Source organism: Schlesneria sp. (genome assembly GCF_036405755.1).
GTDB classification, from domain to species: Bacteria; Planctomycetota; Planctomycetia; order Planctomycetales; family Planctomycetaceae; genus Schlesneria; species Schlesneria sphaerica.
Genome location: NZ_DASWWZ010000169.1, coordinates 1 through 21,665, shown reverse-complemented (window position 1 = coordinate 21,665; position 21,665 = coordinate 1). Strand labels below are relative to the sequence as shown.

General features: G+C 56.6%; 14 protein-coding genes. 5 read left to right on the top strand and 9 right to left on the bottom strand.

Annotated features, from left to right (window positions below):
• Positions 1-1,422: LamG domain-containing protein (locus VGE80_RS05655; protein WP_440591970.1), on the bottom strand; the 1,422-nt coding region annotated here is incomplete at its 3' end.
• A 499-nt stretch (positions 1,423-1,921) separates the two neighbouring features.
• Here VGE80_RS05655 and VGE80_RS05650 point away from each other — a divergent pair.
• Together VGE80_RS05650 and VGE80_RS05645 are read left to right on the top strand one after the other, a co-directional pair.
• Complete coding sequence (locus VGE80_RS05650) at positions 1,922-2,698, top strand: ATP-binding cassette domain-containing protein (protein WP_373652191.1); 777 nt, start codon at positions 1,922-1,924, stop codon at positions 2,696-2,698.
• Positions 2,688-4,853, top strand: coding sequence for an ABC transporter permease subunit/CPBP intramembrane protease (locus VGE80_RS05645; protein ID WP_440591969.1), 2,166 nt, complete (start codon positions 2,688-2,690; stop codon positions 4,851-4,853). The genes VGE80_RS05650 and VGE80_RS05645 overlap by 11 nt, the downstream gene beginning before the upstream one ends.
• Positions 4,854-5,158: 305 nt before the next feature.
• Here VGE80_RS05645 and rpoN read toward each other — a convergent pair whose 3' ends face one another.
• The 6 genes from rpoN to VGE80_RS05615 all read right to left on the bottom strand — a co-directional run bounded on the left by rpoN (position 5,159) and on the right by VGE80_RS05615 (position 11,959).
• Positions 5,159-6,643, bottom strand: coding sequence for an RNA polymerase factor sigma-54 (gene rpoN / locus VGE80_RS05640; RefSeq protein WP_440591968.1), 1,485 nt, complete (start codon positions 6,641-6,643; stop codon positions 5,159-5,161).
• Between the two features lie 221 nt (positions 6,644-6,864).
• Entirely contained in the window at positions 6,865-7,488 is a 624-nt protein-coding gene (gene recR / locus VGE80_RS05635) for a recombination mediator RecR (RefSeq protein WP_373652188.1), read from the bottom strand.
• A gap of 36 nt (positions 7,489-7,524) precedes the next feature.
• A complete protein-coding gene (locus tag VGE80_RS05630) occupies positions 7,525-7,878 on the bottom strand; it encodes a YbaB/EbfC family nucleoid-associated protein (protein WP_373652187.1) in 354 nt (117 codons plus the stop codon).
• Between the two features lie 5 nt (positions 7,879-7,883).
• Entirely contained in the window at positions 7,884-9,668 is a 1,785-nt protein-coding gene (gene dnaX, locus VGE80_RS05625) for a DNA polymerase III subunit gamma/tau (RefSeq protein WP_373652186.1), read from the bottom strand.
• Positions 9,669-9,760: 92 nt separating this feature from the next.
• Complete coding sequence (gene mqnC, locus VGE80_RS05620; RefSeq protein WP_373652185.1) at positions 9,761-10,885, bottom strand: cyclic dehypoxanthinyl futalosine synthase; 1,125 nt, start codon at positions 10,883-10,885, stop codon at positions 9,761-9,763.
• A gap of 261 nt (positions 10,886-11,146) precedes the next feature.
• On the bottom strand, positions 11,147-11,959 hold the full coding sequence (locus VGE80_RS05615; RefSeq protein WP_373652184.1) for a menaquinone biosynthetic enzyme MqnA/MqnD family protein: 813 nt from the start codon (positions 11,957-11,959) through the stop codon (positions 11,147-11,149).
• A gap of 221 nt (positions 11,960-12,180) precedes the next feature.
• Between VGE80_RS05615 and VGE80_RS05610 the strand changes: the two genes are divergently transcribed.
• Positions 12,181-13,494 (top strand): homoserine dehydrogenase, encoded by a 1,314-nt coding sequence (locus VGE80_RS05610; RefSeq protein ID WP_440591967.1) that lies wholly within the window; start codon positions 12,181-12,183, stop codon positions 13,492-13,494.
• A 206-nt stretch (positions 13,495-13,700) separates the two neighbouring features.
• Here the strand turns inward: VGE80_RS05610 and VGE80_RS05605 are convergent, their stop codons facing one another.
• Together VGE80_RS05605 and VGE80_RS05600 are read right to left on the bottom strand one after the other, a co-directional pair.
• The gene (locus VGE80_RS05605) at positions 13,701-15,113 is read right to left on the bottom strand and encodes a hypothetical protein (RefSeq protein WP_440591966.1); all 1,413 of its coding nucleotides are present in this window, start codon (positions 15,111-15,113) and stop codon (positions 13,701-13,703) included.
• Between the two features lie 414 nt (positions 15,114-15,527).
• Positions 15,528-18,260 (bottom strand): beta-propeller fold lactonase family protein, encoded by a 2,733-nt coding sequence (locus tag VGE80_RS05600; protein ID WP_440591965.1) that lies wholly within the window; start codon positions 18,258-18,260, stop codon positions 15,528-15,530.
• Positions 18,261-18,655: 395 nt separating this feature from the next.
• Here VGE80_RS05600 and VGE80_RS05595 point away from each other — a divergent pair, with 395 nt between their 5' ends.
• Complete coding sequence (locus VGE80_RS05595; RefSeq protein WP_440591964.1) at positions 18,656-20,023, top strand: DUF1501 domain-containing protein; 1,368 nt, start codon at positions 18,656-18,658, stop codon at positions 20,021-20,023.
• 479 nt (positions 20,024-20,502) lie between these two features.
• On the top strand, positions 20,503-21,303 hold the full coding sequence (locus VGE80_RS05590) for an SDR family NAD(P)-dependent oxidoreductase (protein WP_440591963.1): 801 nt from the start codon (positions 20,503-20,505) through the stop codon (positions 21,301-21,303).
• Positions 21,304-21,665: the final 362 nt, after the last annotated feature.

The window sequence follows — 21,665 nt, the reverse complement described above, 5'->3', positions numbered from 1 at the left end:
GTACTCGATCCGTGCGTCACGACGGAGTGGGCTTTGTCCCCAGCCGATTGTGAGCGGAGCACCTTTGGGTGACTTCAATTCGAGAACGGGATTGGCGGCTCCCCCCAACCGCTTCAATTCCACATCGGCGACGATCCGTTCCCCAGTTTTACCGGCGAAGTACACCGTCTGCTGCTGCCCACCCGAGAGCGTTCCAAAGAACGCCGCGGGCAATGTCGCTGGCTGATCGATGGAACTCGCTAACGGAACCTGGGGAAGCCGATCAAGGGCGAGTACTGTTGAGGAACTCATTCCCACTTGGGATTTCACCCAGAGTGGATACAACCCCGGAACCGTCTTGGAAGGGACAGTCACATTCAGAACCAGTCGCTCGGGCGTCGATTCTTTCGCGATGTCAAAACGAACTTCCGGTAAAGGAAATGCCACGCCCGGTGCAGGCCCCAGATTGCTTCCTTCAACGATCAGCTGTGTTGTGTGACCAATTTCGAGGCCCGGTTGCGAAAGGCTCTTAATCGCCGGCAACGCGGCGGGAGCAGGACGATCAGCGGCGATAAGCTCATCGACGTTATTCCCCGCCACTTCGACGAACAGTTGTTTGACTTCCTCTGGCGACAGCGCGCGGGGGAAGATGCGGACGTCACCGATGACACCGCTTGTGTACTCACCATGGACTTCGCTTCGACCAATCGTCAGAGGCAGGCTGCTGAGTAATCCTGCGAGATTGACGTCCAGCGTCCATGCTTCATGACCAATGACAATCCCGCGGGAGACCCCTTTGGGGACCAGTGGCTGTCCGTTGACGAAATACTGGATTCGAACGTCATCCGCATCGGTGTCGGCGTCTTCACCCGGGGCATCTCCTGCCGTATACGTGGCGGTGATGTAGGTCAGCTTGCGGATCGGTACCGCCGCTTTCGAACTGTAGCTGGCAACCCGATAATCCGTGCCATCGTGGATGTACACCTGGAAATTGTCGGCGGGCATCTGGAAGTTAATGCCATAGTTTGTCGAAAACTGACCGTCCGCTGTGCCTCGTTTTGCGAACAAGCCATGATAGTTCGGTTCGGCGGCATCGGTCAGATTCACGAAAAACATCGAGACAGTAATACCGACGGGAGCATCGACGTCAGGGCTGTCGGCGATTTCGATGAACTGCTGCCGTGCAGCGTCGAGTTGCAGCGCCTTCTTCCCCTGCTGATTCCAGAAGGGACTGGGGACACGGACGGGCTCGTTCATCACCGATCCCTGGTCGTGCCCATGCCCCACGGTTGCCCGATCCTCAGCAGCTCCGCTCGTTTCTTCGAATGTAAAATGAACGACGGCTTGAGAGGCAAGTCGGGAGGCAGCCTCTTGTGCGAGACAGACGTCCATCCCCATCAGAAGTGGCACAACGAGAATCAACCGACGAACGTGAGTCATCATGCTCTGGCAACCTTCGAGCGAAATCTAGTGCAGGCGAATGGCAAATCGGGATCAATTCTAGACGTGCATCAAACCGATTTGAAAGCGCCTGTGCCAGCGTAGATCAGAATATTTTGATTGATTCGCGCCCCCGCTTTCGCAGAGGTATCCCCCAGGGACGTCACCCCGCGGGAAAAGGTTTGTCCTTTATTATCAGAGTGCGGAGGACCTGACTGGGCGATGTTGCAGGGAGAGACACCGGGCTCTTCGCAATTGGCTGGTGCCGGTACGAGTACAGGTAGACATTTTGTCACTGCAGATTCAAACTTCGTCGTACCCCTGCTTTCTGCCGGCTCTGGGAAGGAACTCGCTGCGTCCATGCGGAACAGACGAGCAGAATCTGCGCAGACCGCATTCCCAAACAGACAATCTTCAATATTCGACTGTTTTGGACGTTCGCTTAGGCTTCCATCTCGCGGTATGATCTTGCGTTCCCCGCCATCTCTTCTGCGGACAGCCGATGATTACCGTCAATCAATTGACTCGCCAATTCCATTCCAGCGGCAAGACTTTGACTGCCGTTGATCGGTTGTCGTTTGAAGTTCGGGCGGGTGAGGTCTACGGTTTACTGGGGCCGAACGGAGCGGGAAAAACGACCACGCTTCGCATGATTCTGGGACTGCTTCAGCCTACTGGCGGCGATGCGATCGTTGACGGCTTCCGCGTGACACAGTATCCGGATGAAGTTAAACGCCGTATCGGACTTGTCTCCGCAAGTGCAGGGCTCTACCAGTGGCTGACGCCCCGGGAAATGCTGCTGTTCTTTGCCGATCTCTACAGTGTGGAACCACGTTTTGCACGTGATCGACTTGAGTCGCTGGCCGACCTGCTGGATCTTCGCCGCTTTCTGGACCAGCGTTGTTCCACACTCAGTACCGGGCAGAAGCAACGCGTCACGCTCGCTCGTGCATTGATGCACGACCCCCCGATCATGTTGTTGGACGAACCGACCCGCGGTCTGGATGTCGTCGGGACTCATATCATCTTCGAGTACATCGGCCATCTTCGTGCACAGGGGAAAGCAGTCGTCATTTCCACCCATCGGCTGGATGAAGCGTCGCAAATCTGTGATCGGATGGGACTGCTTCATCGGGGTTCGATGCGGTACGAAGGAACCTTCCCTGAACTTCAGGCGGCGACTGGCAGTGTGAGCTTGTACGAGATGTTTCTGAAACTGATGAAGCAGCCCGATCAGATCGGGACCGGACTGAACGAGGAAACCCGCAATGACCGTTGAGTCTCGGAGGTCACGAGTACCGGAGTCGACCTCGTCGCTGCGCTGGTGGCGAATGGCGCAGAAGGAACTGAGGGAAATCCTGCGCGATCGGCGCACCATTATCACGTTGGTCGGCATGCCCCTGCTGATCTATCCCCTCTTGGGGGTGACGTTCCAGAAGCTGTTGTTCACACAGGCCGCGAAGAAAAATGCCACCGAATACCGAGTCGCATTCGCGGCCGAAAAAGACGCCCGCATCTTCCGTAGACTGTTCGACGAATCGGAAATGCTGCAATCGGAGCAGTCCGGCGAAGTTGTGCCACTGAATCGTCGTCCGGCGGGAACGATCGATGATCCCATCTGGCAATTCATGGTGTCTAATGACAAGTCGGCCACTGTGGACGTCCATGCATTGGTTGCAGACCGAACCGCCGATGTCGGGGTCCGCCTGAAGGAAGGGGGGGACGAGGGCCCCTGGAAATTTGAGCTAAGTTACCGGGCAGAATCTCCCTACAGCCTCGATGCGCGGCGGATACTGGAAGAACGGATGCACCTGGCGAATGAGATGCTGGTGCTGAAGCGACTCCGCGAGCAGAATCCGCCGCTGAAACTCCCGGTTACGACATCGCTCAAACCGATTGCTACGGAAGAGTCAGCGGCGCCGTTTTCCATCGCGACGTTGATTCCACTGATCCTGATCCTGATGACGGTCACGGGGGCGGTGTATCCCGCGATCGATCTGACCGCAGGGGAACGTGAGCGAGGGACAATGGAAGCTCTCATCTCTGCTCCTGTCCCCAGGCACGAACTGCTGTTTGCCAAGTTCATTGCTGTGCTGACAGTCGCGTTGCTGACGGCCGTGGCGAACCTGGTTTCCATGGTCATCACAGCCTATGCGGGGGGGATGGAGCAACTGCTGTTTGGCAGCGGTGGAATTACTCTGCGGATGCTCGTGCTGATATTAGGACTTCTGGTGGTCTTCGCCGGCTTCTTTGCGTCCGTCATTCTGATTCTGACGAGCTTTGCTCGCAGTTTTAAAGAAGCGCAGGCCTATCTGATCCCTGTCATGCTGGTTTCGCTGGCTCCGGGCGTTCTGTGTCTGTTGCCTGGAATGGAGATGACAGGCTGGACGTCCGTCACACCCCTGGTCAACATCGTGATTCTGGCGCGGGACATTTTTGATGGTCGGGTTCAATCGATCTGGGTGTTGACGACCCTGTTGTCGACCGTCCTCTATTCAGCTGTTGCGCTGGCCGCGGCAGCGAGAATTTTTGGTACGGATGCAGTCTTGTACGGTAGCGAAGGGAATTGGGCAGACCTGATCCGCCGACCGCGCACTCGCCGACCAGCGGCGTCACTGTCACAAGCAATGTTCTGTCTGGCGGTCATGTTTCCTGCATTTTTGATTCTCAAAGGGATTCCCGGCCGACTGTTCGTTCAGTGGATTGAAGGCCGCTTGATTGGGAACGCCGTCCTGACAATTGCCTTGTTCGCAATCGGGCCGCTGCTGCTGGCACGCTGGACCGGCGTCGACTGGCGGCGAGGCTTCCGTTTGAAGGGGGCCCCCGCCGCTACCTACGTGGCCACCGCTTTGCTTGGACTGTCGCTGTGGCCCTTTGCCTACGAACTCGAGTTACAGACGATTGCACCGGATCAGTTCCAGGCGATGCACGAACTCTTCCAGCAAATTAAGGCTGCTCTGGATGCAGTTCCCCTCCCCGTCAAACTTGTCACCACCGCTCTAGTGCCGGCGATTTGTGAAGAGTTGTTTTTTCGAGGTTACCTGCTGACAGCCCTCCGCACCGGAATGTCGACAGTGCTGGCGGTCTTACTTTCGAGTTGTCTGTTCGGTCTGTTTCACGTGATCGCGATGAACTCACTAATGTTCGAAAGATTTGTACCCACCTGTTTTCTGGGACTGATCCTGGCCTGGATCTGTGTGCGGACGGGAAGCACGTACCCCGGAATGCTGCTGCACACACTACATAATGGCCTGCTTCTGTCATTGTCCTCATTTACCAGAGAGCTGACTGCCCTCGGTATCGGCGCGGAGACACAGGAACATCTACCAGCGAAGTGGATTCTCACGGCGTCCGTGATGGTTGTCACCGGCCTCGCCATCCTGGTTCTCAGCACTCGCCGGCCAGTGGTCGTAGCGGCGCCCGCTCAGTCGTAACACGGTCGTGATTTCACGGTCGACAGAAGCGCTGCCTGATGGTGCGGAAGCGTTACCGCGTCGCCAGCAGAGTCAGGCACGCTCGGATTCCGGCGGGGGGCGGAACCAGTTTTCCCTGCCGCTAACTTCTCAGCCCGATGTGATGATGGCTCGCGCGCCCCTCCCTCAGCAAGGACGGAAACAGGCACGTTCAATCGCACTCCAAACCCAAGCACCGCCGCTCCACGGGGAGCGAACGCTCCCCTGCCCCACGGGCACGGCATTCGTACTTCAGACCGTCCGGGATGTCCGAACGCTCATAAATCTCAGTACGCGCGACGCTGACGTGACGAAGGAATATCGAGTGCTTTGCGGTACTTGGTGACGGTCCGACGTGCCAGGGTGTAACCAAACTTTGCCAGCTCATCCACCAGTGCATCGTCGCTCAGTGGATCGTTTTTGTCTTCATTGTCGACGATTTCCTTGAGCTTGATGCGAATGATGTCCCAGGCAACTTCCTCGCCGCTCTCCGTAACCGTCCCCCCGCCGAAGAATTTCTTGAGCGGGTAAAGTCCACGAGGTGTCTGGATCCACTTGTCGTCGACTGCGCGAGAGACCGTGGTCACGTGGACTTTGACGACGTCTGCAATTTCCTGCATTTTCAACGGGACGATCGCTTCGGGACCATATTCGAGAAATGCGGTCTGTTTATCGACAATGGATTGCGCGACCCGCTTGAGCGTGTTGTGCCGCTGCTCGATGCTTTCGATCAGCCATTTGGCCGAGTCGATTTTTCGCTTGATGTATTCTTTGGTCTTCTGGTCGGTGCCGTCTCTAAGGATCTGCTGGTAATGCTTGCTGATTCGCAGGCGGGGAGTGTACTCGTCGAGCACGCGAACAACCCACTTGTTGTCGCCGTTCTGTTCAACGAACACGTCGGGCGTTACGGCTTGAGCGGGCCGAGCTTCAAAACCTCGTCCTGGAAAGGGATTCATGTGCCGCAACTCTTCAATTGCGGCTTTGATCGTTTCAATCGAATAGCCGGTTCGGCGTTCGATCAGAGGCAGCCGATTCTGAGCCACGTCCTCAAGGTGTGAGCCGATCAGTGTGGCGAGGACATCTCGGTAGGGCATATCGTCGCGGAGCTGAAGAAGGAGACATTCCTTCGCGTCACGGGCACCACATCCGAGAGGGTCGAGTCGCTGGACCAATTGCAATGCGGCCTGTGCGTCGACGTCGGCGATGGACTTCCCATACGTTTGAATCAGATCGGGCAGGCTGCTGGGAAGTCGGCCATTGGGATCCAGATTTTGTATTAGAAACTGACCGAAATCGCGTATCTCTGCCGGGACACTGAAAAAGCCGAACTGCTCGAGCAGGTACTCATGCAGCGATTGCGGCTTTTCCGCGACATTGGAAATCATGTCATGTTGTCGGTCGCCATCCTCTTCCATGCGGTTGGACGAAGGTTTGCTGCCCGACGTGTAGTTGTCTTCAGGCCACTCCTGCGACATCTCGAGCAGTCGTTCGAAGTCGGCTTCGTTGTTATGAGCCGTGTCGACCTGAAGTTCCTGTTCTGCAATGCTCTTTTCAGATGCTTCTTCCCGTGCCTCGGCAATATTGTGCTGCAGATCGGGCGCGTCGCGATCGGCCGCCCGCATCTCCAGGCAGGGATTTTCAGCCAGTTCCTGCTCGATGCGCTCATCCAATTCCATGGTCGGCAATTGGAGGATTTCCATCGACTGAATCATGCGAGGAGCCAGCTTCATTTGCTGGCTCATCTTCATCTGATGTGAGAAGTTCAACTGCATTTTGTGATCTCAATCGATTGGCAGAGTGTCTGCGGGGCAGCGGCAGTAAACGACAGGATGACTTGAGAATCGCGTGGATTCAGGGTCATTGTTGCGACTTCCGCCTTCCCGACGTCGTGCTTTCGGATAGCGATGTCTGCGTTTCTAGGGCGTTTGTCATTTCAATTTTTGTCGAACCTCCTTCAAAGCATGCCCTGAAAAACTCTGTCAGCGAATTCGTTCTAGAATGACTGTCTGCCCCGAATGGCGTCCGCCAGCATCTCTCGGTTGGCGAACTCCAGCACGCTGCCCGAGGCAATTCCTCGGGCGAGCCTCGTAATTTTGACCGGGTCATTCGCGAGCAGATTCGAGATGTATAACGCGGTTCCATCCCCTTCGAGTGTCGGGTTCGTTGCCATCAAAATCTCGGTGACCCCCCCCTGCCGGACACGTTTCACGAGTGCGGCGATGTTGAGATCATCAGGCCCGATTCCATTGAGTGGGGCGAGTCGACCTCCCAAAACGTGATACACCCCATGGAAGATCGAGGCTGCTTCCAGAGCGAGCAGATCGCGTGGCTGCTCCACCACGCAAACGGTGTGCTGGTCGCGTCGTGGATCATTGCAAATGGCGCATGTGTCACCCTCAGTCAGGTTGAAGCAGATGCGACAGGGACGAACCATCAATTTGACCTGACGGATGGCTTCGGCGAGCGCATTGGCTTCCTCTTCACCGCAGTCGAGCAAATAATTCGCAAGACGTTCTGCTGATTTGCGCCCGATACCTGGCAGGGTCGCAAGTCGCTCGATCAGATTCCCGACGGCAGAACCATAGGGATGTCGTGCCTGCTCCTCACCTCTGGCCATTCAATCACACTCCTTCGACGTCACGCGACCACCCGGTTACTTGCCAAATCCCATACCGGAGAACGCGTCGCCCATTCCTGGCAGATTGATTCCGCTGGTGATGGCGCTCATCTCTTCCGCCTGCTTCTGCATGAGCTTCTCAAAAGCCTGATTGGCCGCGGCAACGATCAGGTCTTCGACCATCTCTTCATCACCCGACTTAAACAGGCTGGGATCAATTTTACATTCGATCAGTCGCATCGTGCCGGCGACAGTGACGCGAACCATCCCCGCCCCCGCCTCACCGTCGCACTGCAGATTCGCCAATCGCTCTTTGGTCTCGGCGATCTTACCCTGCATTCCTTGCGCTTGCTTCATCAGCGAAGCGATCTGGCCAAGTTCCTTGAACATTGTTCTTACTCCGGTGCATCCTCAGTTCGTTCGTCTGTAGCTTCCGCAACCAACTCTTTGACGCTCCAGCTTTTGACCCCGAAGACTTCTGTGATTTGCTGGATATATGGGTCTTCTGGCTCGTCAATCACCTGGTTTCGACTCACGGCCGCAACTGCAGCAGTTGGTTTGGCTGCGGTTTGCACTGCTTCGCCTGTCCGGAACAGAATCCGGACCTTTTGACCAACTAATTCTGCAACAATGGCCTCAAGCCGATTGACTGTGTCAGGTCGGTCTAACGCTTTCCGATCCAAATCATAGTTGATTGGGACGCAAAACTCCAATGTGTTTGGCCCAATAATTGCTATTGATGGGATTCGCCGGACCGATGCACCGACAATATCATTCATACGGTCCGCGATCAATGATTGCAACTCTTTTTCACAACCGGATTTAAGTTCGAGGACCGCAGGCGTCTGTACGGCTTCATCCGTTGTAACTTCTGCCACCGCTGGTGGCTGACTCTCCACCTTGGGCGGGTTCAAGTCATTTTTTTTTTCCGCGGGACCAATATTGGTTGATTTTGGGCCAGGCGGAAGAAGAGGCCGATCGGGAGGACTGGCAGGGCGTTCAGCAGTCATTCTAGTCGTCCTTGGCGGAAGGGGAACCCCCTGCCCTCCCTTGAGCTGCGCAATCAAAGTGTCCAGTCGGTCCAGGTCGGCCAGAAACGAGATGCGAACGAGCGCCAGTTCCGCCAGCGCGCGTCCGTATGAGACTCGCTGCATCCGTGCCTTGGCCTCTGCCAGGATCTGCATTGCGGCGGCAATCGTCTGAAGTCCCCAGGCACTGGCCTGCCGGTTGATCGTTTCGCGGCTGTCATCCCCGACGCTCAAGAGGGGCACTTCTGCAGCGCCGCAAGCGGCCACCATCAGATCGCGGAAGTAGGCCACTAACTGGTCTGTAAACGCCTCGAGCTGCACCCCTTCCTTCACAGACTGTTCAAGTCGGATCAGGACTTCATCCTGCCGTCGCTCGATCAGCGCATCAACCAGGCCCGTCAAACGATCGTCGGGTGCCGTCCCCAGCAGGCGATGCACATCCGCGCTCGTGATGTGTTCTGATCCGAAGGCCAGCAGTTGATCGAACAGAGACTGGCTGTCTCGCATCGATCCTGCAGCTCGGCGGGCGACCAGTTCTAATGCCGCTTCATCGACCTGAAAGCCTTCCGCCTCGGCCAGTTGTCGCAACCGCATCGTGATATTATCGGTAGAAATCGTTCCGAAGTCGAAACGCTGACAACGCGACAGGATGGTGTCGGGGACTTTGTTCGCCTCTGTCGTACAGAAGACGAACTTGACCATGGGGGGCGGCTCTTCCAGCGTCTTCAGCAACGCGTTGAAGGCCTCTTTGGTCAGCATGTGGACTTCGTCGATGATGTACACTTTGTACTTCGATCGCATCGACTTGACGTTCACATTCGCGCGCAGCGACCGAATGTCATCGATCCCGCGGTTTGACGCGCCGTCGATTTCGGAAACATCGACGTCCTGTCCCACCGAAATCCCACGGCACTGCTCGCACTCGTTGCAGGGGACGCCGTCTTTAAGGAAAGGACAGTTGAGGGCCTTCGCAAAAATGCGGGCCATAGACGTCTTGCCGACGCCGCGGGCGCCTGTAAACAGGTAGGCGTGGGCAACCCGACCTTCCTGGATGGCGTTGCGCAGTGTCTGAGCAACTCGTTCCTGCCCAACGACTTCAGTAAACGTCTGGGGCCGGAATCGACGTGCGAGGACGGTATATTGAGGTTGCATGAGGCTTCTCGAGGCAGGTTCTTTGTCAGGTATCCGGACCACATCATATCCGAGATGCCGCTCGCAAAGAACCTGTGAGTCGCCAGTGCGTTTTACCTCAGGACTGGCAGCAGTTCTGAGGTTTTGTTCGCAACGGCGGCCGGTTCTTCATCGATGTACTGGTAGTAAACATTTCGCTGGCGAGGGATATATCCCGCATCGCGAATCAGGCGCTTGATCGTTTCCAGGGTCAGGTGGTGCACTGTTCCCGCTTCGGCAACCACGTTTTCTTCGATCATCAGCGAACCCATATCGTTCGCCCCGAAATGAAGGGCCAGCCCACCAATTTTTTCGCCCTGGGTCACCCAGGATGACTGGATGTTCGGGAAGTTGTCCAGGTACAACCGCGCGACGGCTTGAGTCTTGAGGTACTCATACGAACCCACGGGTGAAATGTGAGCCATTTCCGTGTTGTCCGGCTGGAATGTCCAGCAGATGAAGGCGGTGAAGCCGCCGGTTTCGTCCTGAAGTTGTCGCAGTCGCTCAAGGTGTTCGATCCGTTCCGCCAATGTCTCGATGTGTCCAAACATCATCGTGGCCGACCCCTTGCCTCCCAGCAGATGCCATTCACGACAGACGTTCAGCCAGTCGTCGGTCAGGCATTTACCGCGCGTCATGGCCTTACGAACTCGATCGACCAGGATTTCGCCCCCACCTCCGGGCAGACTTCCCAATCCAGCCGCCTTCAGTCGCTCCAGCACGGTTTTGACCGGGAGGCGTGTCAGTTTGTGGATTGCGTGAATTTCAGGAGGGGAAAAGCAGTGCAGATTGACCTGGGGGAATCGCTCTTTGAGTGACCGTAACAGATCTTCGTACCATTCCAGCGGCAAGTCGGGGTTCATCCCCCCCTGCATCAGGATTTGGTCCCCGCCCAGTGCAACGGTTTCTTCGATCTTCTTGAAGATGGTTTCTTTGTCGAGAACGTAGCCTTCAGGGCTCTTGGGTTTCCGGAAGAATGCACAGAAGTCGCAGACCGCCGAGCAAACATTGGTGTAATTGATGTTGCGGTCGATATTGAAAGTGCGGAAGCGCTCTGGATGCAGGCGTCGTGTCACCTGATTCGCTGCTTCACCGATCGCGACCAGGTCATGTGACTCGAGAAGTTTCAGCCCTTCCTCGGGTGTCAGTCGTTGCCCCGCCACGGCCTTCTCAAGCAATCGATTCACTTCAGCTGACACATGATCCCTTTCTTCCGCGATAAAGTTTCCGACTTGCGGTCTGGTCGTCTCGATCAAGGGCGGTCTTTCGCCCGGATGGGTTTAATCCCTCTCCCGCACGTAGATCCCTGTGCGCGAGACGCTAGACTCATTCTGACTCGGCTTCTGCCTCTGCGTGGTTCTTGATACCCGAACACTTCCGCGATCGGGAATTCCTGTCCCACAATCCTGTTACCCGTCTACAGTCGCCGCCATTTCCCAGTTCCGACCAGGGAATCGCATTCAGCTTCGAAAACGGAGCTTTGCACCTCTTGGTGCCAGCCCCAGTCCCGTGGCCAGTTCGTAGAACGTCTGCAATCCACAACGCTCTGCATTTCCCAGGTGAAAGTGCAGATTCTCTGAAAGGTAATTGAAGGTCGTCGGAAATGTCAGTCCCAGCGCCTGTGCTTCGCGTTCTGCAATCTCGCGTAACCGCTGAACACCCCAGTCACGTGATTGGCAAAGCGCTTGCTGGATCTTGTCGACATCTCCGGCCGGAAGCTGCTGGCGGCGATTTGACAGCCACATGGCGAACACAAAAGGAAGACCAGTCCAGGCCAGCCATTCTTCGCCGAGATCCCACGTATTGAGGAAGGGTTCATTCGGAGGAAGGATGGCACGATCCCCGATCAGCAGGATGGCATCCGCTGTCGTGTCTTGCGTCTGATGATTCAGCGGCAGCGGTTCAAGCTGAGGCAGAACGCCGTGTCGTTCCGCCAGCATGATCCGGGCAAGCGTCGCACTGGTCCGGGAGCCCTCGTCGAGAGCCAGGGTCTTAATCTCTCCCCACGGGACGCGTGTATACAGTTTGACACTTAACACGGGACCATAGGCGGCCACGCAGGCATCCGAGAGGATCTCGTAGTCACCCCCCCGAAAATATTCGATACTGGGAACCAGCGCTACGTCGAGGCAGCCCGAATCGAGATAGTCCGATAAACGGCTGGGAAAATCGAGGTGGATCCTGGTGTCTGGCAGGAGTTCTGCCAATCCTTCCACCAGCGGTTTTGAGTTCAGATACGTGACCGCTCCGATACTGACAGCCGTTTCCGACATCTTCGTTCCGTGAGTCCGTTCCACCGGCAGAGTCCGCGGTACCGGGGGCGTGTTTCGTGCTGGCGGGAGTGATATTCGTGTATTCATGATTTTGTCGTATTGGTAATCCCTCAAGTCGGCGATTAGGATGCGTTATCTATCGCGTCTGGCAATGAGAGAACCGTTCTTCGACGCTCGATTTAACGGGTGGCGTGAGAAACGACAAGTTCGGAAAGCGTTTTATGACTTCGGCTTTGCAAATTGGCATTATCGGATTGGGCAACGTCGGAACCGGCGTCGCCAAAATTTTGACTCAACATCCCGACCGGATTCGACAACGAGCGGGCAGACCTATCGAAATCCGCCGAGCCGTTGTTCGGGACCTCCATCGGTCGCGGGAAATTGATCTGCCGCAAGGGGTTACCACCGATCGAATCGAATCGGTCATCCATGATCCGCAAATTCAGGTCGCTGTGGAACTGATGGGGGGGATTCACCCCGCCAAGGAAGTTGTCCTCGCCTTGCTGGAGGCTGGCAAAGACGTGGTGACGGCGAATAAGGCCTTGCTCTGTGAGCATGGCGATGAGATTTTCGCTGCTGCAAAGCGTTTTGGCCGAACCGTTTGCTTCGAAGCGGCCGTCGCGGGGGGAATTCCGATTATCGCAGCGGTCGGGCAATCGATGGCGGCCAACCAGATCATGGGGATTCAGGCGATCCTGAATGGGACCACCAACTACATCCTTTCCGAAATGTTATTTCGGGGACAATCCTACGACGACGCCCTGAAGGACGCGCAGAAGCTGGGGTATGCGGAAGCGGATCCGACTCTTGACGTCAATGGAACTGATGCGGCGCAGAAACTTGGGATCCTGGCGCAGCTTTCTTTTGGAACCAAAGTGACGGCTTCGGAATTCCACGTCACGGGCATCGACAAGCTGGAACAGGTCGATATCAAGCATGCCAAGGACATGGGGTATGTCATTAAGCTGCTTGCCAGTGTGAAACTGGTCGACGGAAAGCTGGAAATGAGTGTCCGTCCGACGTTGATCAAGAACGATCGACCTCTGGCGCAGATTCATGGTCCTTTCAACGCGATCCTGCTGGAAGGAGACGTCGTTGGGAACGTCTGGTATTCCGGACGTGGCGCAGGCCAGCTTCCCACGGCGTCTGCAGTGACTGCCGACATCATTGACTTGGCGATTGGCCGGGCGCAGTTAACCTTTGCTCAACTGGATCTCTGGCGGGACACGCCCGAATTCCCTCTGATCGACGGGGATGCGGCTTCAAGTCGTTACTTCCTGCGCTTGTCAGTAGAGGATCGCCCGAATGTCATGGCTGAAGTCACCGGGATTCTGGGCCGACATGGCATCAGTCTGGCAACCGTGATTCAGCCGGAAGCCCCGGAAGTCGACGACGAATCCAAGGCTGTTCCGATTGTCCCGTTGATTATCATGACCCACAGAACAACAGCCGGGTGCCTCGCGGCCGCAGAAAGGGACCTTGACCGCCTCGGTTCTGTCAGGTCTCCGCGAATGGTCCTGGCCGTAGCGGATTAGTCGTCGCAGATGAAACGGGTGCCGAGGGAACGGAATGCCTTACGGCACACCATCCACGGAAGTTCCCTACGCGGCGGCGGCGGTCCGATGGAATGTTCATCACGACCTTGCCGTCCCGGTTGCCGCAATAACGCGGCGATCGGGACTTGCCGGGCGAACAGTCTTACCGCGTTCAGGTCCGACTGTCCCGTAGCCGACGAAGCTCTTCACGCGTTGCGATACGGAGCACCGGGTTTGAGTTCGCGCCAGGGTTTTCCGGTCTTGTATTGTTGCAGTCGCACTTTGCAATCGGCAACGTCCGTTGACGGGGCGTGTTCCAGAGCTTCCTCGGCAAAATTGCAGGCGAGTTCAAACTCACCTTTCTCGGCATAGGCTGCCGCAAGCGTACCGAGGCAGAACCATTGCGAATAACCGACGCGTTCACAGGCTTCTGTGGCGATTTCGACAGCCCGCTTCCCGTTCCGGAATTCATCCTGAGGCGAGGTTGCAAGGATCCAGGCAAGGTTGTTCCTTGCATTGAAATCGACTGAATTCAGGGCAATCGATCGCTCGTAGTCCGAGATGCACTTTGCGATCTGGCCAATCTGGTAGAAGGCCACTCCGCGATGGAAATAGGCTTGTGACGATCCCTTGTTCAGCTCAATCGCCCGATCGAAGTCGGAAAATGCCTTGGCGATGTGACCCTGCTCCAGGAAATAGGCCCCTCTCGCTATAAACTGGTCGGAGTGGGCCGGTACGGGCTTCCACGAGCCTGCTCCCAGGAACTGAGCCGCCAGGTTGGACAGGTCCACCCCCAGAATTTCCTCAGCCGCGGATGCTCCTGCGTCTTCAGCGCTCGCCGCCGCGAGGAATTCGGGGAGCTTTTCCTGATGGTCCGCGACAAGCTGACGAAAAATGGCTTGGGCCAGTTCATAGCAATGGCGTTGTCCTTCGTCTGGCGTGTGGAACCCGCTTCCCCACCAGAACTGACTCAACGAGTGTTCGCGCCAGTATTTCCTGAGATCGGCGATCTCCTTCGGCTTGAGTGAGAACCGGGCCCACGGAGCGACCGCTGCTTCTTCCGCCAGTTGTGTAATCCCTTCTTCCAGCCACTCAGGCAGATGGTGGTCACTTAAGCAGGCATGCGCGATCTCGTGCAGCATTGTCCTTTGCAAATTGTCGAGGGGTTGAGGACGGAGTACCACATGCACGTAATCTTGACGAATACAGACGCCGCCTGATCGAACCGATTCCATCAAGGGATCGAAGGGGGAGACATAGCGACAGTAGGCATCATCGTCCCCGAACAGGATGATCACGAGCGGGCCTGTCTGGCTCTGGCGAGCCAGTCTCCCGAGTAGCGCGGACATCTCCTGCAGGCTCGACTCCGACAGATCAAAGAGAGAAACCGCTTCCTCAAGATCATCCGGCGCGAACAGAATTACCTTGTCTGAGTGAATTGTGCGATAGGCACCTCCCAGCGCCTGATCCATACTCTCGAGCCAGTCGTGTGCCAGCGTTGACCACGCACGGGTCCGTTCCGCGACGGGGACATTTTGCTCAACCCAGTCCCGGACCAGATCCCAGTGGACCCGAGGGAGATGAAACGCGCGAGGGATTTTCGAGAGGCTGACGCCCATAACTCATCTTTCGTAACAGCATTCAGAGAAGTCACGCACGAAGTTCAGCTTGGCTGACGCAGGGATTATCGCTCCGCAAATGGGACGGACTGGATGGAAATTCAATTCCAGCCCGCATCCGCACTCTCATCCCGTGGCCAGATCCGAGAGGGCAACGGGATGAGAAACCCAGAAAGCATTCAAGGGACGCATGAGGCCCGACAGCCCACTGCAATTTCTGCCGGGAGGACCATTCGATCTGAGATAAGCATCACGTGCGAATGCGTGGCCGCTCGCTTTTGGCTACGGAAACTCCCCTATCAACTCGTTCATTTCTGCATGAGTGGTGCCCGAATCGAGAAGTTGCTGTGAAGCTTGGTCCGAACCTGCAACCGTTCGTCCGCTCTGGAGGCACCCCACCTGGACGGGACGATTTTAGTCGTCGTCGTCATCATCTTCGACCAGAGTCACTGCCCACTCTGGATACGGGACTTCTGTTCCTTTCTGTGATCGCCAGAGGATGCGGTTGAGAACATCTTCTGGCGCCTTGTCGATCTCGCGGAAATTCAAACTGGCGGACTCGATCGCGTCATCCCGCAGAATGGGATTTCGAATCGCGTTCGGTTTCGGGTTCATCTGGTCCAGCGGCACCTTGTTCGGAACTGCGGTGAAAGGAGTGAAGTCGGCAGTCTCGGTAAAGCAGTCAAACATCGGCGTGGCGCTGGCATCAAACTGGTTCATCGGCGGCAGCCCGAGAATCTGTTCCATCGTTCGCAGAATGCTTGTGGTATTGTACTGCGTGCTGATGACTTCGCCTCGCTTGGCGTAGGGGCTGATGCAGTAGGCCGTCGTGCGGTAGCCACTGACGTGATCCCAGCCATTTTGAGGATCGTCTTCAATTCCGAAAATGGCCATTTCTTTCCAGAACCGCGAACGACTTAAACCCTCTACGATACGGGCAAAAGCCAGATCGTTGTCCGCCATACATGAGGCGGGGGTCGGTGATCCGGGCGACGTTCCGCTCGTGTGATCATTCGGCAGGCAGATAATGACGAGCTGTGGAAACGTCCCTTCGGCCTCGTACTTTTCAAGCTCTTTCAGAATAAAGTCTGCCCGGTACTGGTCGGGGACGGCCATCTCCCAACCGACGTAATCGGTCGGTGAGAACGGGCGGATCGATTCGATCCCGGGTTCGCTTTCGAAGATGACTTCCTTCGACTCCCCTTTCCACGTTCGGTAGCAGGCGAGATAGTCCGGAACCCCCTTCTTCTGAGGATCGCTCCAGCGGACCTTCGGCATCATGAATTCGCCGTAGTTCCGAATCGAGATGCCATGGGCCAATGCGTTGTCCCAGAGGAAGCCGGCGGGTGAATACGCGATCGCGTCAATGTCATCGATACCCATCCCGTCGGGGTAGCTCCGGGGAAACCCGGCAAAGCTTTTCTCCATGTAATCCGTACTGAATGCCGTGGTGCTCCACTGGTGTCCATCGGCACTCAGAATTCCAGAGCAGTAGGTGTTGTCGAGCAGGACGAACTCACGCACCATTTTGTGCTGATTAGGAGTGATTTCTTCACCGAAGATGCAGAGATCTGCACGGCCGACCCCTTTATCGAGTGCTCCGAAGACCTGGTCATACGTCCGATTTTCTTTGATGACGTACACGACATGTTTAATCAGACTCGGTTCGCCGATCCGCTCTGGAACCGGCCGAGGCAGTTGATCGGGACGCGCGGGGAGAGCCGCCTGAGCGATCGCGCCTCGGCGCATGTTTCGAGCTGCCAGTTCCGACAGCAGGGCCAGTTGCTCGTCGTCCGGTAATGGCATCAGCGAGAGTGACCCGTGATAGTGATGCGTGTTGTAGCCCTCGGCCCCTCCCGCCTGTTTTTTCGGTGCCATTGGCAGTCCTTTGATGTTGGCACAGTAAAGGGCATTCCGATGTGGATCAAACACCACGGCACCGGGAAACCAGCCGACCGGTATCAGGCCCGTCAGATGGGTCTCTCCTTTGTCCTCCGGATCGAATTCGATGACGGCAATCGAATTCTGGGTGCCGTTCGCGACATACAAGGTCTCTCCTGAAGGATGAAATGTGATTGCGTTGGGTGAGGCTCCGAACAGATCAGATGGCTTGGCCTTGGCCCAGACCGTTTCAATCACTTTCTCTTCAGCGACATCCATGATGCTGAGATGGTCGCTTCCTGCATTGGCACAGACGACGTAGTGACCGTCCGGAGAGACGGCCAGGCCGCTCGCGTGCAGTCCGACAACTAGTTCCGTTGTCTCGGGTTCGCCATTCAACTTCACGATGCTGACCGAGCCTTCGCTGGCGATGTGGCGAACGGGATCGACCCGAATTTCTGTTCCTCTACCCGCGGGCCCCTTGGGATCGTCGGGGCCAGGGCGTCGTCCTGCCCAATTACTCACGAAGGCCTTGTGACCTGCCAGAACCACGTCATACGGAGCGGCTCCCACCTCGATGCTGCGAAGTGTCTTGCCCGTCGCGATTTCGATTTCGTGCAACTGGTTCGACAGGTTGCCGCAAACATAAAGCTTCAATCCGTCAGGTGTGATGGCTAATCCACTGGGAATCTCGGCACGGCGTCGCGGTGCATTGGCGGGGGGCAGCGGTATTGTATGCGATGCCTTGACGCTGGGGGCTTCCGTCCCCGTCGCTTCACTCACGGTGAAGACCTTGATCGAGCCGTTCACATTGCTGAGAAAAATTTGCTTACCGTCTGGAGAAAAGATCAGGCCGGTGAAGCTGACCTGACCCCCTCGATCTGGAGCAAGAATGTTGGGCGAAACAACATCGGCGGGCGGTTGTTCCTGTGCTTCATTCGGGAACAGGACTCGCTGCAGGATTTGTCCTGATTCGGGGGCGATGACGATGAGCTCACTCGATTTTCCGGATGCGACCAGCAATGCACCGTCAGGAGACAGTGCCAGGGCCTGAGGCCGAAGTCCAGCCAACTCAACCTGCCGCCCGAACGGGGTCAGCAACTGGTTGACCGGGGTTACGATTGCATCTTCCCGCGTTCGGCCGACCCGGTCTGTGGTCGATTCAATCGCGGCGTCTTCCGTCGAGGAATCTTGAGCACGAAGTGAAGTGGAGGAACCCAACGCCAACAAACAGCCCAGAACCATGATCCATCGCATCGAACTCATTCAACGGCCTCCTGTGCGTCCGAATCGGTTGAATAAATGAATTGCTCACAGCAGAGCGAAGTGGACCGTTTGAAACTGCCCGTCGCAACGTAACGCTCCACTGCGGCATGGATCCGGAGAGATCCCCACCGGCAAGCTAACAATCGCTGAGATCAAATGAAATCGAATGCGAGCAGGAGTTTCCCGGAGCTGGCCTGAATGATCGATCAGAAAGACTGACCAGGTGACTGCCAACATGGCACGAAACATGGCACGACCACGGCTTCGTTCGCCGGGAAACAAATTTGGGGTCACGAAAGTCAGGAGCCGTCGCGGATGGGATAGAACTGTCGTACCTGGTCCTCTAGACTGACGGGCGGCGATTATGTCATCAGAACAGTGAATTGAGAGAACCGATGAAGTCATTGGATCAGACATTGGGTCAGTGTACGCGCCGCGGCTTATTGCAGGCGGGATATTCCGGCCTGTTCGGAGTCGGTTTAACGTCGATCCTGGCCGGTCGTGAGAAAGCCGCTACAGCCGCGGAAGGGAACTCCCATCAGAAGCCAAAATCTGTTCTTTTGGTTTTTCTCAGTGGAGCTATGAGCCATATCGACACGTTCGATATGAAACCAGAGGCTCCGCTAGAGATTCGCGGCGAGTTTAAGCCGATCGCCACATCGATACCCGGTTATTCCATCTGCGAGCATCTGCCGCAACTGGCCTCGCGCGCCCACAAATACGCGGTCGTGCGGTCGTTCTCGCATGACGACAATAATCATACACAGTCAGCTCACCACATCACGACGGGTGAGAAACAACCTGGTGGCTTCTTCGACAAGAGTGCTTCTCGCGAGGACTGGCCTCACTATGCAGCGGCTTTGTCGTACCTGCAGCGAGCCCCTGAAGGACTTCCCTGTGGAGTGACGCTGCCGAACTTCCTTCAGGCGGGCCCGCTGGTCTGGCCGGGTCAGCTCGCGGGATTTCTGGGAGCTTCGCACGATCCCTGGTTCGTCAACGGTGATCCTAATCATCCGGATTTTCGGGTTACGGAGCTGACGCTCGCACAGGGGATCGACGCAGCACACCTGGGAAGGCGACTTTCGCTGCTGGATGAGGTCAATCGCCAGCAGCGTACGTTCGACGACATTGGCCAGTCACGGCTGTTGCAAAAGAGTCAGCACATGGCTTACGACCTGCTGACGTCCAGCCACCTGACTCAAGCCTTCGACATGAAGAAGATCTCGGACAGCTTGCGAGATCAGTACGGCCGAAACATTGGCGGTCAGTCACTGCTGGTGGGGGGGCGGCTAATTGAGGCTGGCGTTCCCATCGTGCAGGTGAATCTGAATGGCTGGGATACCCACGACAACAATTGTGAAGGACTGAAAAATCATCTGCTGCCGCCGTTCGATCAAGGCATTTCCGCACTGCTCGACGATATGGAGTCCAGCGGCCTGTTGCAGGAAACACTTGTCGTTGTCGTCAGCGAGTTCGGAAGAACGCCCAAGATAAACGGCACAAAGGGACGCGACCATTGGGGCCCCTGCTTCTTCGGCCTGTTCGCGGGGGCGGGCGTACAAGGCGGTCAGGTGATCGGCCGCTCGGACGCCACGGCCTCCTACCCGACGTCCCGGCGTTACACTCCCAATGACATCGGTGCCACAATTTATCAGGCACTAGGCGTCCCGCTGGAAACCGAAGTTCACGACCGCCTGGGGCGCCGTGTCCGCTTGAATACAGGCGAAGTGATCGAACCTCTTTTCACGGCCGGAAGTGTTTGACTATCGAGACCGCCAAGCAGGAGGGCACGTCCGGTAACGGGGCGTGGTCGGGCAGGCCAGTAGACGCCAAAGTCAAGCTGGCTGATATCTTGTCCTGCGATGATCAATTTCCGCGTCGTTTTTTTGTCTGAGCGTGAGCGATCGGGCCAGCTGACAGGGCGTTACTCGTCCTCTTTGACAAACCCTGAAGAGAACCGGAAGATCGTGAGCTTGTCCGACCTCCCGTTCAGTGGGCGTTGCTGCGGCAGAAGTTAAGCGACTTCGACGAGGGCACGGCTTCGCGAGATAGGGCATGTGTTGAATCGCGCGGTCGCCACGAGCAGGCCGGGGGGCAAAATCCGCAGAAGTCGTTGCCGAGACCTGCCAGGCCACTGCGGGAACCGCAGGTCATCGACGGAACTTGTCCCCCCTTCTCACTTCAATGAGGGTGTCGTTTTTACAGAAGCGTTGTTGTGAATTGACAGGAGCGAGCGAAGTCGATGTTTCAATATCAGGGAAAGACAGCGCTGATCACAGGGGCGTCATCGGGGATCGGAAAAGAGTTTGCAAAGGCCCTTGCCGCCCGGGGGATGTCGGTCATTCTGGTTTCTCGTTCAGAAGAAGCACTGCGAAACCTTGCCACGGAAATTACGGGTCGATACCCGGTCCAGGCAACCGTGATTTCTGCTGATCTGAGCCAGTCCGACGCCACCTCCCGAATCGTGAGTGCGGTGACCGAACGAGATCTTTCCGTCGATCTGCTGATCAACAACGCCGGATTTATGACACATGGGCATTTCGAAGCGATCGATCCGCAGCGGGATCACGACGAAGTGATGGTGAACGTCGCGGCCGTGGTCTCACTGACGCACGCATTCCTCCCTGGAATGCTGAATCGCAAGCAAGGGGCAGTAATCAATGTCGCCTCCGTCGCGGGATTCCAACCGATTCCGTTCCTCGCTGTTTATGCCGCCAGCAAGGCCTTTGTCATTTCGTTCTCGATCGGGCTCTGGGAAGAATGTCGTGACAGAAACGTCTGCGTGATGGCACTGTGTCCCGGAACCACTGCGACAGAACTCTTTGACCGAGCCGTTGCGCCGGAAGCAGCACTGGGTAAGCCCCGAACGGCGGCCGACGTTGTCAAGACTGCATTGGCGGGCCTCGATCGGAAACGCAGTCTGGTTGTTGATGGCTTGAAGAATTCGTTGCTCAGTTATGGTCCGCGTCTGATTCCGCGCTGGTTCGCAGCGCAATGCGCGGGAAACGCAGTCCGTCCCCGTAAGGCAAAAGGGATTAGCTGAGATTACTCTCTGGTCGGGCAGGCCGAGGATGGGGGAATGAGGTGAGTTGCTTCCAGATTCGCACCGCGTGGTTCGTCTGAGACGGGTCGAGGCGACAGCGGGGAATTTCCGCCGAGAGGCATGCTGTCTGGTAGTCGCTGAGACTGCTTGTCTGCAGGCAGAGCGGGTGGCTTACCTGTGTCAGGCATACGCAGAGTTCGGAGAGCCTCACGCGAGGGTTCGGAGAGACTCGCATTGACCGAATTTTGATGACTTGCTACGGTCCGACCCTCTCCCCCAAGTCCTGTCAATTTTTCACAAGTCAATCACATGGTTCCTCACCGGATTCCTGGCGCAGTTGCTGCGCGGTGGATTGTCGCTTT